This window comes from Bdellovibrio sp. HCB185ZH (assembly GCF_047302455.1).
Taxonomy (GTDB): Bacteria; Bdellovibrionota; Bdellovibrionia; order Bdellovibrionales; family Bdellovibrionaceae; genus Bdellovibrio.
In genome coordinates this window covers 2,762,930-2,776,953 of the sequence record NZ_CP178624.1, presented here as the reverse complement: position 1 = coordinate 2,776,953, position 14,024 = coordinate 2,762,930, and the positions used below count along the sequence as shown (strand labels likewise).

The 14,024-nt window shown below is 45.1% G+C and carries 15 protein-coding genes; 7 read left to right on the top strand and 8 right to left on the bottom strand.

Going from position 1 to position 14,024, the window contains the following annotated elements; translation table 11 throughout:
* The first annotated feature begins 79 nt into the window (after positions 1–79).
* Positions 80–1,669 (top strand): ATP-binding protein, encoded by a 1,590-nt coding sequence (locus ACLSU7_RS13580; protein ID WP_413292434.1) that lies wholly within the window; start codon positions 80–82, stop codon positions 1,667–1,669.
* On the opposite strand, the gene ACLSU7_RS13575 is transcribed toward ACLSU7_RS13580, so the two are convergent.
* Positions 1,647–2,477: a Bd3614 family nucleic acid deaminase gene (locus ACLSU7_RS13575; protein ID WP_413292433.1), complete on the bottom strand. Its 831-nt coding sequence runs from the start codon at positions 2,475–2,477 to the stop codon at positions 1,647–1,649. The genes ACLSU7_RS13580 and ACLSU7_RS13575 overlap by 23 nt on opposite strands.
* A gap of 46 nt (positions 2,478–2,523) precedes the next feature.
* On the opposite strand from ACLSU7_RS13575, the gene ACLSU7_RS13570 reads away from it, so the two are divergent.
* The 4 genes from ACLSU7_RS13570 to ACLSU7_RS13555 all read left to right on the top strand — a co-directional run bounded on the left by ACLSU7_RS13570 (position 2,524) and on the right by ACLSU7_RS13555 (position 6,264).
* Entirely contained in the window at positions 2,524–3,444 is a 921-nt protein-coding gene (locus tag ACLSU7_RS13570; RefSeq protein WP_413292432.1) for a class I SAM-dependent methyltransferase, read from the top strand.
* A 156-nt stretch (positions 3,445–3,600) separates the two neighbouring features.
* Positions 3,601–4,884: a polyamine aminopropyltransferase gene (speE, locus tag ACLSU7_RS13565; protein WP_413292431.1), complete on the top strand. Its 1,284-nt coding sequence runs from the start codon at positions 3,601–3,603 to the stop codon at positions 4,882–4,884.
* A gap of 173 nt (positions 4,885–5,057) precedes the next feature.
* Positions 5,058–5,678 (top strand): superoxide dismutase, encoded by a 621-nt coding sequence (locus ACLSU7_RS13560; RefSeq protein ID WP_413292430.1) that lies wholly within the window; start codon positions 5,058–5,060, stop codon positions 5,676–5,678.
* 181 nt (positions 5,679–5,859) lie between these two features.
* Complete coding sequence (locus tag ACLSU7_RS13555; protein WP_413292429.1) at positions 5,860–6,264, top strand: hypothetical protein; 405 nt, start codon at positions 5,860–5,862, stop codon at positions 6,262–6,264.
* 42 nt (positions 6,265–6,306) lie between these two features.
* On the opposite strand, the gene ACLSU7_RS13550 is transcribed toward ACLSU7_RS13555, so the two are convergent.
* The 3 genes from ACLSU7_RS13550 to ACLSU7_RS13540 form a co-directional block, all read right to left on the bottom strand.
* Positions 6,307–6,876 (bottom strand): flavodoxin family protein, encoded by a 570-nt coding sequence (locus ACLSU7_RS13550; RefSeq protein ID WP_413292428.1) that lies wholly within the window; start codon positions 6,874–6,876, stop codon positions 6,307–6,309.
* A 210-nt stretch (positions 6,877–7,086) separates the two neighbouring features.
* Entirely contained in the window at positions 7,087–7,617 is a 531-nt protein-coding gene (locus ACLSU7_RS13545) for a BON domain-containing protein (RefSeq protein ID WP_413292427.1), read from the bottom strand.
* 80 nt (positions 7,618–7,697) lie between these two features.
* Entirely contained in the window at positions 7,698–8,099 is a 402-nt protein-coding gene (locus tag ACLSU7_RS13540; protein ID WP_413292426.1) for an HPF/RaiA family ribosome-associated protein, read from the bottom strand.
* 203 nt (positions 8,100–8,302) lie between these two features.
* Here ACLSU7_RS13540 and ACLSU7_RS13535 point away from each other — a divergent pair, with 203 nt between their 5' ends.
* Positions 8,303–9,226, top strand: coding sequence for a LysR family transcriptional regulator (locus tag ACLSU7_RS13535; protein WP_413292425.1), 924 nt, complete (start codon positions 8,303–8,305; stop codon positions 9,224–9,226).
* Here ACLSU7_RS13535 and ACLSU7_RS13530 read toward each other — a convergent pair.
* Positions 9,223–9,606, bottom strand: a complete 384-nt coding sequence (locus ACLSU7_RS13530; protein WP_413292424.1) for a hypothetical protein — start codon at positions 9,604–9,606, stop codon at positions 9,223–9,225. The two genes, ACLSU7_RS13535 and ACLSU7_RS13530, sit on opposite strands and share 4 nt — an antisense overlap.
* A gap of 163 nt (positions 9,607–9,769) precedes the next feature.
* Entirely contained in the window at positions 9,770–10,999 is a 1,230-nt protein-coding gene (locus tag ACLSU7_RS13525) for a M20/M25/M40 family metallo-hydrolase (RefSeq protein ID WP_413292423.1), read from the bottom strand.
* A 108-nt stretch (positions 11,000–11,107) separates the two neighbouring features.
* On the opposite strand from ACLSU7_RS13525, the gene ACLSU7_RS13520 reads away from it, so the two are divergent.
* Positions 11,108–12,676 (top strand): DUF4080 domain-containing protein, encoded by a 1,569-nt coding sequence (locus ACLSU7_RS13520; protein ID WP_413292422.1) that lies wholly within the window; start codon positions 11,108–11,110, stop codon positions 12,674–12,676.
* Here the strand turns inward: ACLSU7_RS13520 and ACLSU7_RS13515 are convergent.
* Together ACLSU7_RS13515 and ubiG are read right to left on the bottom strand one after the other, a co-directional pair.
* On the bottom strand, positions 12,627–13,136 hold the full coding sequence (locus ACLSU7_RS13515; protein WP_413292421.1) for an anthrone oxygenase family protein: 510 nt from the start codon (positions 13,134–13,136) through the stop codon (positions 12,627–12,629). The genes ACLSU7_RS13520 and ACLSU7_RS13515 overlap by 50 nt on opposite strands.
* Before the next feature lie 59 nt (positions 13,137–13,195).
* The gene (gene ubiG / locus ACLSU7_RS13510) at positions 13,196–13,978 is read right to left on the bottom strand and encodes a bifunctional 2-polyprenyl-6-hydroxyphenol methylase/3-demethylubiquinol 3-O-methyltransferase UbiG (protein ID WP_413292420.1); all 783 of its coding nucleotides are present in this window, start codon (positions 13,976–13,978) and stop codon (positions 13,196–13,198) included.
* Between the last annotated feature and the right edge of the window lie 46 nt (positions 13,979–14,024).

Below are 14,024 nucleotides of genomic sequence, written 5' to 3'. Positions count from 1 at the left end.
ACAACGCAATTACAAAACTTTAATTCCCAGAGCCTTTTGTAATTTTATTTAATTGCATTTCTACAGATAGACTAACGATATGAACAAGTCCGCGTACGAGGCTCTTGTAAATTCCCATGCTCTAATTGAGTTCGATCCCGAAGGAAAAATTCTTTGGGCCAATCGCAATTTTCTGAATCTCGTGGGCTATGAGCTAAGCGAAATACACGGCAAACACCATTCCATTTTTCTGCCTGCTTACGAACTTCACGAAAAAGAATATTCCGAATTATGGGATACTTTGCGCGCAGGCAACCCTCAAGTGGGCGAGTTCAAACGCTTGGCTAAATCCGGTGGAGAAATCTGGGTTCATTGCTCCTACACGCCTGTTAAAAACGATAGCGGCGATGTGATTAAAATCCTGAGCATGGCCTTTGATATCACTGAAAAAAGAAATTTGGCAGAAAACCTGGAGAGAAAAAATCAGGAGTTATTGTCAACCGCTGCAAAAGCGCGTGCAGCGACCTACGCCAAGTCCGTATTCCTGGCGAACATGAGCCACGAAATTCGTACGCCGTTAAATTCTATTATCGGCATCACAGATACCTTGGCAGAAACTCCCTTAGACGGACAGCAAACATCCTTTGTGGAAATTCTGCAAAGAGCGAACTATCAGCTGATGACGATTATCAATGACGTTTTGGATTTATCCAAAGTGGAAGCAGGTGAAATCATTCTGCACATGCTGCCATTCAGCCTGCAAAGAATGATCGAGGATATTTTGTCCATCCTTGAATTCCGCGCAAAAGAAAAGGGCTTACAACTAAAGGTCTCCGTCGCACCAGATGTTCAAGAATACTATATCGGCGACTCGGATCGACTGCGCCAGGTGTTGATCAATCTTTTAAATAACGCGATCAAATTCACGCATGCAGGTACAATCACTTTGAATGTTTCTGTTAACAATACTCCCCGAACAGGTAATCTATTATTTGCCGTTTCTGATACGGGTATTGGGGTTTCGAAACAAAAGTTCAAAGACATCTTCCGTCCCTTCACGCAAGCTGATGCCACAACCACGCGTCGCTATGGTGGCACGGGATTGGGACTTTCCATTTCTCAAAAAATCGTCAGTCTTATGGGTGGAGTGATCTGGCTTGAGAGTGAACCGAATGTGGGAAGTACTTTTTACTTCACCGCTTCCATGCCAGCGACAACAGAGCGTAAAACCAGCATGCACAATCCCTTACAAGGTCGTTATCAGCTTAACGACATCAGCCACTTTATCGAGGACGAGCGCCTGCGCGTGCTCGTTGTGGATGACGTCGATGACAATCGCAACTTGTTGGGAATTTATCTGCAGAAAACCGCTCATCAAATCACTTATGCCGAAAGTGGCACTGAGGCTGTGGCGTTGGTGGAAAAAGAAAAATTCGACGTGATCTTTATGGACGTGCAAATGCCGGGAATGGATGGACATGAAGCCACCATGCGCATTCGTGAAATTGAGCGCGAACAAAGCCGTCGCCCCGCGCGTATCTTTGCCTGCACCGCCAATGCTTTTGCGGAAGACATCGAACGCAGCTTGAATGCTGGTTGTGACATGCATCTATCGAAACCGATTCGCAAAGACACCCTGATTAAAGCTATTAATTCGTGCTTTGCTACTATGACTGAAGCTGTTGGTTAAGACCTAGGCGATCCAAAACCGTCTGCGAAGACAAACCTCCTGATTCTTCCACCGAGTAATACACTTTGATATTCGCGGGATTTTCCATCCAACCATAAATCATTCCTGCGCACATCTTGCAGGGTTTATGCGTGCTATATAAAACGGAACCGGTGGGAATTTTCCGGCCATTTTCGCGGAAATATCGCTGAATCAAATTAACTTCCGCATGCAGCGTTTTATTTTTAGAGTTTGAATTCACGCCGTAACTTAAAATCTCGCCGTCCTTTGAAACCAAAAGAGCGGCAATACTTCGATCGTGATCGTGTAAAACATCTCCCCGGGGAACTTGACGGGAAAGCGCCTGGGCTGCCTGCACCAACTCTTCATCAGTCGTTGCGTTATTGATTCGCAACCGGTCATTCAACTCTGTCAAAGATATTTTGTTTTCAACATTCAGATGAGTGACCGCGCTTAACGCCGCCATCGATGAATCAATTTCTATAAATTCCAGATTTTCCAGAAACTGCGAATCTTGTTCAGGAATGATTTCACTTGAAGCTCTTTTCGCGACGACTTTGATCATCCCTTTGCACATTTCTGACAACTGCGCTGTGGTAAAAATACGCTGGCGCAGAATAAAAAAGCTGTGATCCACATGACGGTCAAAAAGGCCCTGCAGAAGTTTTACAACTGCAGATGAGGGCGCCACCAAACCTTTCGGAAAATGGGAGTAATAGACTTTGCCTTTAAACTCCACAAAGGCGACCTCAAAGGTCTCTTTATAGAGTAAAAATGCTAGGTGACGGGCTCTTTTTTCGGCGCTCATTCAAGAATTGGTACCATATCAGAATATTTTTGTCTAAAACCGCGGTATGCAAATGATCAAAAACCGCCTTGAAAAGAACTATAAAAAACTAAAAGCCTGGGCTGAGCGCGCAGGTATTCAAGCGTACCGACTTTATGATCGCGATATTCCTGAATATCCCTTCATCGTGGATATCTATGGCGATCACTTTTTGATCTATGATAAAGGCGACAGCCGTGACATCGAAAAAAACCACCTGCCCCATGTCGTTGAGGCATTGCAGGCACTTTTCAAAGCTGACGACTCAAAAATCGTGATTAAGAAACGGGAACGCCAGGAAGGCCTTAAGCAATACGAAAAATTGGATCAAAAAGATCAAACATTCACGGTGAAGGAGTCCCAGGCGACATTCAAAGTGAATCTTTATGACTATCTGGATACGGGTCTGTTCTTAGATCACCGTCCCATGCGCCAAAAGATCTTTAAAACCGTGAACGGAAAAAAATTCCTGAACCTTTTCTGCTATACCGGTTCCGTCAGCGTATTCGCGGCTTTGGCAGGCGCAAAAACCACTTCAGTCGACATGTCTCAGACTTATTTGGCCTGGGCTCAAGAAAATTTTGCGCTGAATAACATTCCTACCGACCAGCACAGCTTCATCAACGCCAATGTGCTTGAGTGGTTGGACCGAAACCAGGGAAAACCGGCTTTTGACGTGATTTTCCTGGATCCGCCGACTTTTTCTAACTCTAAAAAAATGACCGACAGCTTTGACGTCGAACGGGATCAGGAACTGCTTGTGAACGAGTGCATGAGCATGCTGGAACCAGGCGGAGTTCTGTATTTCTCGAACAATAAACGCAAATTTCACCTCTCACCTGCAATTAAAGAGCAGTACAAGGTTCGCGACATCACCGAGGAAAGCATCCCTCAGGATTTCCACGACAAAAAAATTCACGTCTGCTTCGAAATCCGCGCCCAAAACTAAGATAAGGCGCGGGCTGAACTCCTGTACAGCGACAACGAACAATGCAGAGGAAACTTATCTGGCAAGGCCGGGCATAATTATCTTGCCCCCAACACCAAAAGGACCTATTTACCCTTTAAATTTTAAGCACAGTTTTAAACTTTGGAGGGCACGGAATTGAATGCTTTAGGTCGCCATATATTGGTTGAGTTCAGCGGGTGTAACGCTGAGGTGTTAAACGACGTTTCTATCATCGAAAGAAGCATGATTGAGGCGGCACAAATCGCAGGCGCTACTGTGATCAACTCGACATTCCATCACTTTTCTCCGTGGGGAGTTAGCGGTGTGGTTGTTATCCAGGAAAGCCATTTGGCGATCCACACATGGCCGGAATACAGATACGCAGCAGTGGATCTTTTCACATGCGGCGAAACTGTTGATCCTTGGGTTTCTTTTGAACACCTGAAAAAAGCATTCCAGGCAAATTACTCGGCGATTGAAATGAATCGCGGTTCTTTGCACGTGATCCAAAAATCCGACTTCAAACCAAAAACAATGCGCGAAAAGCCTTCTTTCGATTTGTCCAAAGGCGTGCAAATCGAGCGCAATGTTTGGTTCACTGACAAAGACGAAAACCAAGCTTTGTCTTTGCGTTATACGGGCGAAGTATTGTTTGATGAAACAAATCCGTTCCAACGCGTTCGCGTTTTGGATTCTTACTCTCACGGAAAATTCCTGGCGATCAACAACATGGTTATGTGTTCAGAGCGCGATGAATTCCATTATCACGAGATGATCACTCACCCGGTGATGCAGACTCACGGTAAAGCTAAAAATGTTCTGGTCATCGGCGGTGGCGACGGCGGAACTATTCGTGAACTTTTCAAATATGACGTTGAAAAAGTAACGATGGTTGAAATCGATGAAGCAGTTGTTCGTGCTTCCAAACTTCACTTGCCGAAAATCGCATCTGAATTCGGCAACCCGAAATTGAATCTTATTATCGGTGACGGCATTCAGTTCGTGAAAGACGCTGCACCAAACTCTTACGATGTTATCATCGTTGATGGTTCGGACCCAGTAGGACCAGCCGAAGGCTTGTTCACCGCTGAGTTCTACGCAAACTGCAAGACAGCATTGAAAGATGGCGGCATGGTGATCACTCAGGGTGAATCTCCAATGTTCCATGAAGGCACCTTCGTTGAGCTTAATAAGTGCCTAAAAGGCATTTTCGGCGCAAGCAGCGTCCACACTATGTTGTTCCATGCAACGACGTACCCATCAGGTATGTGGAGCTTGCAAATGGGTGTGAAGGGTTCTGCTCACCCGGCGACGGACTTCAACAAAGACAACGCGCGCCAATTCGCCAAAGCGAAGGGCTTGAAGTACTACAACGAAGACCTGCACACTGCAGCGTTCTCATTGCCGACATTCGTTAAAACGATGTTGGGACAAAACTAAGATCACCAAATGTCTCTTGGGACTCCGTCTTTTGGGCGGAGTCCTGTACAATTCTAAAAAGATAGACCCATCTCCATTTTCAATATAGTTTCATTAAGGATTCCTCCGACCCGGTCGGAGACTATCGAGAAACTCGCTTCGACACATTGGTCGAAGCCTAACAGGAGATGTTTATGTTTAAACTTCCAACACTTCCATACGCTAAAACTGATTTGGCTCCTTTGTTCAACGAAGAGCAAATGACTTATCACTACGACAAACATCACAAAGCTTATATCGACAACTTGAACAAGGCTATGGAGACAGATTCTTCTTTGAAAGGTAAATCCCTTGAAGAGATCGTTCTTTCTTCATCTGGTGGTAACTTCAATAACTCGGCACAAGCTTGGAACCACACATTCTATTGGTTCAACATGGCTCCCGTAGGCAAAGGCGGCAAAGCTTCTGCTGATCTTGAAACAGCCATCAAACGCGATTTCGGTTCCATGGACGAACTAAAAGCTAAGTTCGTTGACGGTGGTATGAAAACTTTCGGTTCTGGCTGGATCTGGCTGTGCACAGATGCTTCTGGCAAATTGAGCCTGGTATCTACTTCCAATGCAGCAGTTCCGTTCACTAACAACGGCCCAGCGCCAATTATGGTGGCTGACGTTTGGGAACACGCTTACTACGTTGATTACCGCAACCTTCGCCTTAAATACCTTGAAACTTTCTGGTCACAAGTGAACTGGGATTACGTATCTCAATGTTACGCTTCCAAAAAAGTTCAAGACCTTACAAAAGCAATGACATAAAAGGTACGGACTTACTTTGTCCAAAAAAAAGGGAGCTGATGAAGCTCCCTTTTTTGTGCCTTCACACCGTCTGGATATTTCGAAAGACAAGCCGGCAGTTACTTTCCTTTCATACAACAGTTCCCTACTTGTTGCTTCTCACCGTTGTTTCACAATAAAGGCAACCGTAAGGAGGTTCTTTATGAAAACCTTGATCGCACTTATGCTGGCCAGCACATTCTCGTGGAGTGCTTATGCGTCTCCTTCTCATACATTTATGAAAAGTCCCGTGCATGCCACCGGGGAAGTCGCGATTGATTATGATTTCGGAGAAGTGACTATGGGTAATGGTGCTTCGCAAACCTGGGAGTTCACAGCTCCAGACGACAAAGCTGTTTACATTAGCAGCATCACCATGACCGGCGAAGACTACTGGGCAGACACAGACTGCTTGGGAAAATTAGACGCCACTTACTCTTGTACTTTCATACTCTATTTCGTCCCTGCTAAAGAAGGCGAAGCCATGGGCACTGTGAAAATCATGACTGACATGGATAACGTCACCATCAATGCCAAAGCGAAAGGTGTCGCAGCTCCTGCTCAGTAAACGCAAATAAAAAGGGAGTGTCTTAGCACTCCCTTTGCGGATTCACGCTTTAAACCATTTTCTGCGCGGATCTTTTTTATCCACGGGCCAAGTTGTCCAGGCCACCTTCATTGCCATCGCTGCTTTCAGATTTTCCAAAATCAATTCCGCATCTTCAATTTGCCAGAAGTCTTTGACATGTGTGTTCTTGTTCTTAAGTGCAATGTCGGACACCAAAGAGTAGACCATGCCACTCATTGGCGGGATCAAGAATCCCATAGTGCTTAAAACGCCCTGCAAGCGCGACAGAACAGACTTTCCACCCACCGAGTGCATTAGCACCATGACAGCGCAAGGTTTGCCCATAATGGCTGGTGTGGCTTCCATGTCGGTAATTTCTTCTAGGAGTCTTTGCATTGGACTTCCCCAGGAATCCCAATAGGTACCGGTCACAAAAATCACTGAATCACACGCGGCAATTTTCTTTTTCAAAGTCGAACTGACTGAAGACTTAGCCAAATGAACGACATCATAAGTAAGAGTTTTATCTAGCTTACGGATTTTTGCGATGAAGGCGGCACAGTTGCCCTGATCTCCAGAAGGACTGCCATTAAGAATCAAAACTTTTTTCATAGAACTAAAAGGTACGGCGTACCTTTCGGGAATGCATCGCGGAACCGCAGCGGTTCTGCGGCGCTTCCGCAAAAAGTGCCAGGTCCTATTTACGGATGCACCGCATACGTAAATAGGACCTGGCACCTAAAAAAGAAAGGCGCCGCTTGGGCGCCTTGTTCATGGAGGGATATTGGGAAAAGGACCGCATGATTTAACTAACAATCACCATCAACCTGCCTCCTTTGCGGAAGGACCGGAACTATCAGTGTCCCGGTATATGTTTTGAAAAAAAGGAGCTCGGCGTGGACGGTCTGTAATAACAATATTGTTAATCACATCCTGTACACCGGAGAGCTCCCATGCCGAGCCGACTGCTAAAGCTTTTAATCTTGGACGGAACACTTCGCCTTCGAGGGTTACAATGCCATCTTCAACAAAGACTTCGATATGTTCGCCACCGATCATGACGAAATCTTCCAAAGATTCCAGGATTAACTTTTTTAGCTCTTCATCGGAGCGATAATAGTCAGATGGAACCACAATGCGATCTTCTATAGACCATACTCCTTCAAAATCGGAGACGAGTTCCAGGGCTGCCATTTTTTTATATGATGTATCGCAACTGCCTGTAACAATCACGGAACATCCGCGCACAATCACATCGAAGTCGGCAGGACTCACTCGTTTATCCCATTTAAGTCGCTCGCAGATTTTTGCTCTGAGATCGGTTTCAACTGGTTTCGATTTATGAGAACCCATGGGCCAACTCCTTTCTGATTGCTCGGTTAATTGTTTATCTTATTTCTTTTATATTTTTCTTCCCATCGTCCAAGCGGGGCTTACCACCCAGCTTGGTTTTCTGCCATCAACTGGGATTCTTCCTCAGTTGGGAAATAATTCAGCATCGGATCATGTCTGCGATGCATGGCTTTTTTAGAGGAACGGCGACGCAAAACAGATTTCAAAGAGTCTACGGTTTGCATCACGGCTCTTTTAAAACTGTCATCTGATTTGGCGATTTTAATAACGCCTTTTGTATGAGTGGGTTTTAAAACGACCTCGCAAGTGTAACTTGGTTTGCGAGCGTGAGTGCGATGTCTTGTAGTCTCGACTCTCACGGTGAGGTGAGCAGCACTATCGTACTTGAAGAAATCTTCAATTGAGGCCTCTACTTTTTCAAGTAAGTAAGCTTCAAGGTTTTCTGTACGTGTGATGTCTCTGTAGTAGATGTCTGTTTGCATATCTACCTCCTTGTTCTTTCATTATCGCTGAGACCCAACAATTCTTTAAATATATAATTTAAATGACATACATAAGTTAAAGTTATAGGTTCAGTCTGGGCCCTCTAGAATTCCCTAGTGCTCTTGGGCAGTTGGGCGACCGATGTCGTGGTCCGGGTTCCAAAGTGGAGCCAGATTTCACCTCTAAAACCGGGTGGTAATTTATGTTTAATTTTAATCACTTGTACTATTTTTACGTGACGGCAAAAATTGGCGGTGTTTCAAACGCTGCTAAATATCTACGAATTTCCCAGCCCAGCCTCTCATCGCAATTAAAAATTTTAGAGAGCAATATCGAGGTAAAACTTTTTGAAAAAAAAGGTCGTGTGCTCCAACTTACGTCTGACGGCGAAAAGACTTTCGCCTATGCAAAACGCATGTTTGACGTAGCAAATGAGTTGGCTGAGTCGCTAAAATCCCCGGGCGAAAAAATGACCGAAAGATTTCACATCGGAATTTCGGAGCAGGTTGAAAGACCTTTTATCGCTGATATTCTCTCTCCCGTTATTCGGGATAACAGAGGGAAAACCAACAAAATTATTTCCATTACTTCTGCGCCAGACGAAGATATTTTACAGCTTCTAAGAACCAAAGAAGCAGACCTGATGCTGACAAACAAACCCATTTACGCAGAGGACGTCGTGGAGCTTGCATCCATCGCCGCACCTGTAAATTTGATGGTTTCCACCCAGCTTTTGAAAACACTCAAAATGCGTGTTTCGAAAAACACCAGTATCCAGGATTTCCTCGCGGCCTTTCCGGGTGGCTTAGTGATTCCGTCGTACAAAATGAAATTGCGCCACGAAACCGATCTTTTCATTGAGAACATTAAAACTCGTAAAAAGATTTCCTTTGAATCAGATATCATGTCAGTCGTGGGGCGCGCGATTGTTGATGGAGCAGGATGTGGTTTCTTGCCGTTGCCCTATGTACTGGAAGAAATAAAAATGGGCCTCATCACGGTCATTGGCCCTAAAGCGGGTTACTGGAAACACTCTCTTTACATGATCGCTCACAAAGAAGACGACTACGATGCGCTTACTGAAGACATCGTAAAACGTTTCAAACAATTGGATAAGTGGAGCTAAGTGCCGCCGAGTAATGTCGCCTTTTGCGCGCGGCTATTTTGAACTTCGATGACACAGGAATATGTCGTAGGACTTTTCGTGCGAAAGACCACGGTCATTTTGCCATTTACGAATTTATGAAAATCGGCGGCAACATCTTTACCTGGGATAATGACCCAGTATTTGCCATTCGATTCATCAACAAAGACGCGATAAAAAACAATGTCACGGATTTTCATGAGAACATTTGGAAGCTCCTGCTCCATGTTTACGGCTTGGCAGAACTCCCCGGCATAGGATTTGACTTGATGTGATTCGAATTCCAAATAAGTCACGCCAATTAAGCAACTGACCAGTAAAACCAGGAAAACAACACTGATGACTTTTAGTGTACGACTCACAAGGGCCTCAAAACGTTATCGATTAAACACGCGCGAGTTTATAGCGGTATATTAATCGGAAAAATAAATTCGCGGAAGTCTTAATTACAACGTTACGAAAAAAGAAAAAAGCCTCCGGGTTTCCCGCGGAGGCTTTTTCTGTAATCAATTTGAATTTATTAAGCTAGTAAGGTTGGCGTGCCGTAGAGTTTGCAAGATCCATTGCGAATACAACTGCCAATTTTGAATACATCGCAGAGTGAGCAAAATTCGTTTTATCATTGATGATATCTTTTGCCGTGTGGATATTTGGATTATCCGCGCGCATAGTGGATTCAAAAGGCATCAAAGTTGGGTAACCTTGTCTGAACCAAGAAGCATGGTCGCTGCAACCGTAGCCGCATTGATCATCAACGATACGTGCATGCAAATAGGCTTCGTTCACCGCTCTTAGGTATTCATGCAACCACTTGCTGGTAAAGTCTGTCATGTTACCGATCACAAACTCCCCCGCGCCTGGATAAGAAGTCATATCCAGCTGAAGGACTGCAACCACATCACGTTTTTCACCTTTATAAGACTTCGCGATTTCCGCAGAACCCAAAAGACCTGATTCCTCACCGGCATACCAGAAGAACTCGATCGTACGTTGCGGTTGTTCTTTTTGGCTGATGATGCGCAAAGTTTCCAGCAAGTTTGCAGAACCAGAAGCGTTGTCGTCAGCGCCGGGAGCTTGCTGACCGCCGCCCCATCCTTGATTGATGGAATCCAAGTGACCACCCAAAACTACGATCTCGTTTGGACGAGTGGAACCCGGCAAACGAACACGCACTGATTGCTGTGGAGTGGAATCATGGGAGATCAAAGAAATTTCATATGGGATGTTCGAGCTCGCCAGCAAAGTCTGCAAACGTCTTTTCATATCTTCAACGTGAGCATTTGGTGTTTTGCCACGGTTGTAACGATTTGGATAAGAAGACAACCAAGTCACCCACTCACGCAGGTTTTGCTCGCTGACTTCAGCTACTGCCGCCTCGATTTTAGGGCTTTTTTCAACCGCTACGGCTGCAAAAGGAGCTCTTTCGTAAAGGTCGTTTTTAGCTTTGATTTCAGCCAAAGAACTCAACATTGAAGTAAAATTCAAAGCTTGGAAGTTCTTTTCTGTAGTCAAATCTTCAAAGCCACCGCATTTGCCCACTTTATGAGCGCGCTCTTGGATTTTTAGTTGCATTTCCGGAGTGATAACCGCATATCCGACACCTACAGATTCTTCTTTAGCCAGGACAGGAATGTCCAAAGCCTTAAGGTCCGCAAGGTCCGCCAAAATAGGCTTCGTGGAGAAGGTTTCAAGGGACGCTTGGTGAGCGCCAGCGTGCGATGCAACGAGTAAAAGGGCCATCATGGCAGTTTTCATGGAATCATTCCTTTGAAATAGATTACTTAGTTACAATGTTAGCTAAGTTGTCCACAACCAGCAAAGATTAATCTTGAACGCGCGAACTTTAGCGATGATGAGAGCACGATGAAAAATGACATTCTGTTGGTCACACTCAATTCAACTTATCAGCATTCCTCTTTCGGTTTGCGCTATCTTTATGCGAATTTAAAAGAACTCCAAGAACGCGCATCGATCCTTGAGTTCACCACACAGAAAGATCCGCGCGACATCGCGGAACAACTTTTGAAACTCAACCCTAAGATTATCGGACTTGGCGTATATATCTGGAATGCCAACGAAAGTTACGAACTGGTGAGTCTTATCAAACGCATCAGTCCCGAGACCATTGTGGTTCTGGGAGGCCCTGAAGTAACTCATGAAAGTGAGACCCAGGCGATCTGCAACACTGCTGACTTCACGTTCAAGGGTGAGGCAGATTTCTTATTCTATGAGTTTTGCCAGAAGTATTTTGCAAGTGGTGAATTGCCTCAAGACAAGTACATCAAGGGACCACTTCCAGAAATTAAAAATATCGCATCGCCGTATAGTTTCTATTCCGATGAGGATATCAAAAACCGCGTTCTGTATGTTGAGGTGTCTCGCGGATGTCCTTATCGCTGCGAATACTGTTTATCATCTTTGGATAAATCAGTCCGTAACTTTGAAATCACGGCCTTCCTGGCAGATATGCAGGTCCTTTTGGATCGCGGTGCTCGACAATTTAAATTTATCGATCGCACGTTTAACCTTAGCCCCACAATCTGCACGCAAATTCTGAACTTCTTCCTTCAGCGCATCGAACTGGGATTGTTCCTGCATTTTGAAATGGTGCCGGATCGTCTGCCGACAGAGATTCGCGAGCTGATCAAAAAATTCCCTCATGGTTCTTTGCAGTTTGAAATTGGTATTCAAACTTGGAACGTGGACGTTGCACGACTGGTCAGCCGCAGAAATGACCTGGCTAAAGTAAAAGAGAATTTTAAATTTCTGGCAGAAGAAACAGGAATTCACTCTCACGCCGACCTGATCGTAGGCCTTCCCGGCGAGGATATTTATAGCTTTGCTAAGGGCTTTGACACTTTGGCAGAGCTTCGTCCCGATGAAATTCAAGTGGGTATCTTGAAACGACTTAAAGGTGCACCGATTTCCCGTCACGACAAAGAGTGGGAAATGGTTTATTCTGAACATCCCCCTTTCCAAATCCTGCGCACAAAAATGATGGATTTCCAAACGATGCAAAAAATGAATCGTTTTGCAAAGTATTGGGACCTGTTTGCGAACAGCGGAAACTTCAAAAATTTCGTGGCGGCGATCAAAAGCCGTTCAGAACTTGCTGAACACAAATCATTCTTTTGGGAGTATTTTGCGTTTACTGAATACATGTCGGCACGACATGCCCAGTCCTTTGGTATTTCATTAATCAACTTGGTGGAATCAGCCATGGTGTATTTGACGGATCATCTGCACTGGCCTCACGAAGAGGCTAGACAGCTTTTGATTTCAGATTATATGGCACCAGGCACACGTGAACTGCCAAAGGTTTTGAAAGTATATCCAGAGCCGAAGCAAAAAGGTCTTTCACCGGAGATGCGAAATAATCTGCCTAAAAGGCAACAGAGACATCTTGTAAAATCGGAGACTCAGTCTTCTTAGTGAGGACTGAGGCGATCATAAAGCTAAAGCCTGCCACCAGCAAAGCACAGCGCCAGTACATTAAATTCAGCCATTGCACACGAATGCTTTCCCAGTCATTTGGAGGCCCTTGAAACTGCCACATATGAATCACACGATTGAGCGGCATATTCCCAGTCCAAGTCATCACTAGTTCATCGGCCACACAAAGCATAGCGAACAAAACCAAAAAGAACTCCACCCTCTGCCAATGCCTGCGCATCACGAAAAGGTGCACGGCAAGTTTAAATACGACCACCAGACACAATAGCGGGGTCCAAGACAAAAATGATCGCTGCATGGATTGATGAAAAGCGATATAGGACGAAGCCGACAGCTTTTCCATGACCGGGCCCATACCGATGACAAACGCAAAGGCATTGCCCGCAAGCAGCCCGATCAAGAGCAAGCTTGTGTACTTCAAGAATTGGTTAAGTTTCATATGGAGGTACTTATACGCCCCCCTAATGGAAACTCACGTTTCAATTTTTTCACATAACATCAATGGTCGCGAAATTTTTTAGCGTAGCCCGTGTACGAAACATGTTTTGATTTGCACCAGACAAATTGAAAGTTCTGATGAAGCTCCTTCGTCCTAATAAGGTTCCAAATGCTCCTCTGAAAAACCACGGGACGAAGTCCTCGCATGGCCTGAACTTCCAAATCGAATTCTTCAAGCCACAACTGCACTTCCGAGGGTTTTCTGAACAGACGATATTCAAAATATTTCTCGGGCGTGTGATTTAAGAACCACTTCATAAACTTATTCATCCATAAGTATGAAACCAAAGTCTTATTTATCGTGCGAAAAAAGAAAATGCCCCCAGGACGCAATACCCGGCTCATTTCAGAAATAATCTTTTCCGGGTCTGACACATGCTCAAAAAGATCCATCGCCACTACAACATCAAAGCTTTCTCGGGGAAAAGGCATGCGGTAGGCATCACCTTCGACATATTTCACGCGGCCGGTGGTATCCATCATCTCCGCCACTCTCAAACTGGTGCGAGAGATATCAAGTCCCGTCACATCGTGACCAGCTTTAGCCGCGGCATTCGAGAAAAATCCCGCACCACTCCCCACGTCTAAAATTTCTGCGTGAAAGCCGATGTACTTGCGAATCTCACCTAGAATCCAAGTCAGCTGAGCATTGGTTTCATGGCGGAGTAAAGCCATAGGACCTTTATTAGAGGAATACCATTCCTTGGCGAGCTCGTGATAAAGCTCGCTTCTGGTCACATCTTGCTCTTCGAATTTGCGCAGCTCGATTTCTTCTTCTTCCACCGCCACTCCCTCTTTCAAGCTAACAAGGAGAGAGAGCGATCGACGA